The organism is Kitasatospora sp. NPDC058243 (assembly GCF_042882025.1).
Lineage (GTDB): Bacteria > Actinomycetota > Actinomycetes > Streptomycetales > Streptomycetaceae > Kitasatospora.
The window spans coordinates 1-1,416 of sequence record NZ_JBHVWW010000162.1 but is presented as its reverse complement, the minus strand read 5'-3'; the positions used below and the strand labels follow the sequence as shown (position 1 = coordinate 1,416).

The 1,416-nt window shown below is 75.7% G+C and carries 1 protein-coding gene and 1 pseudogene; both read right to left on the bottom strand.

Translation table 11 applies throughout. The annotated features are described in order from the left end of the window. Positions 1-200: pseudogene (locus ACFVX9_RS39790) on the bottom strand (2-oxoglutarate dehydrogenase, E2 component, dihydrolipoamide succinyltransferase); the annotation flags it as partial. Between the two features lie 365 nt (positions 201-565). Then, positions 566-1,081, bottom strand: coding sequence for an ATP-binding protein (locus ACFVX9_RS39785; RefSeq protein WP_107452835.1), 516 nt, complete (start codon positions 1,079-1,081; stop codon positions 566-568). Between the last annotated feature and the right edge of the window lie 335 nt (positions 1,082-1,416).

Below are 1,416 nucleotides of genomic sequence, written 5' to 3'. Positions count from 1 at the left end.
GGCCGGCGCACCGCCTGCGCGGGCGGCTTCGCCCGGCCCGGCCCGGTCGCGGCGGGGCCGGCGGGGGGCTGGTCGACCGTCACGGGAGCGGGACCGGCGGGGTTCGGACCGGTGGTGCGGGCGGAGGCTGCCTGCTGCGGTTCGACGGTGGGCGCACCGGGTGGAAGCGCCGGCCCCGGCGACTCGGGCTCAGTGGGCATGCTGCTCCTGCCGCTGCCGTGGCGGACCGCGCCGACCGTCCGGCCGGGCCGCGTGGCGGTGTGATGGGTGGTGCTGGATCGGACGGTGTCGACGGGCGGGGTCGGTCGAGGTTCGGTCTCCCCGCTGCTTCCCGCACGTGGACACACATTCCCACCATCCTGTCCAATGTTGGGCCGAGCGGCAATGGCAACGGGCCGGAAATCTTCCGTTCCGCCTTCTGTTCTGGGCATGCTTCGAAGGCGAATGAATCGACGGCGAACGGTGCGACGGGCCGCGCGCCCCGCCCGCCCCGCGCCCCCGAGCGCCCCGTGCGCCCTGTGCCCGCGCCCCGAGCCCGTGCCCCGCGCCCCGGGAGCGGCCGGGCTCAGGGCAGGGCGAGCTCGAACCAGGTGACCTTGCCGTCGCCCCGCAGCTGCACGCCCCACGCGTCCGCGAGCGACTCCACCAGCAGCAGGCCGCGCCCCGAGGTCGCGTACTCGGCGTCCGGATCGCGGCGCCGGCCGGGCAGCCGGGTCGTGCCGTCCTGCACCTCGATCCGCAGCCGGTGGTCCGACCCGAGCACCGCGTCGAACACCGCGCCCTTGCCGGTGTGCAGCAGCGCGTTGGTCACCAGCTCGGAGGAGAGCAGTTCGGCGGTGTCCGACAGCTCCGGCACCCCCCAGTGGCTGAGCGCCGTCCGCAGCCGCCGGCGGACCGAGCCGACCGCGACCAGGTCGGCCGGGTCGAGCGTCAGGTGCAGCCGGCGGTGCAGGGCGCAGCCGGGGGCCGAGGTGCCCGGCAGGGTCGTCCCGGTGCCGCCGGCTGCGCCCGGGGCGGGCCCGGACCGGTAGGCGTCACCCGAACTCGTCCGCTGCCGCGGGAATCGCGACTGACCGTCCATCAACACATGCCCCCGCCCTCGAATCCGGGCCCCCGCCTCCGGATCCCCCGCCGGCCGGGTGGCCCCCACGTTCTGACCACTCATCCTCATGCCCAGTTGACGGCGTTTGCAACAGTGTGCGTCCGATCACGTGGGGTGAAAGGGGCACGGGGAGGTTCACGTGATCCAACTGCCCGCGCCGGACAGGTTTGCGAAGCGCAGAGCCTGTTTTCGAGCCCGCCCCCGCCCGATCCCGCGCACACCCGGCGCCCGGCCGCCGGCCCGCGCCGCCCTCCCGCTCCCCGTCGCACCCCCGCCGCGCGCCGGGTCCCAGCCTGTCTCTTGTCCACCTCTCC

Excerpts from the sequence above, each read along its gene's own strand:
- ACFVX9_RS39785 (WP_107452835.1), bottom strand. The coding sequence starts at position 1,081 with ATGGACGGTCAGTCGCGATTCCCGCGGCAGCGGACGAGTTCGGGTGAC.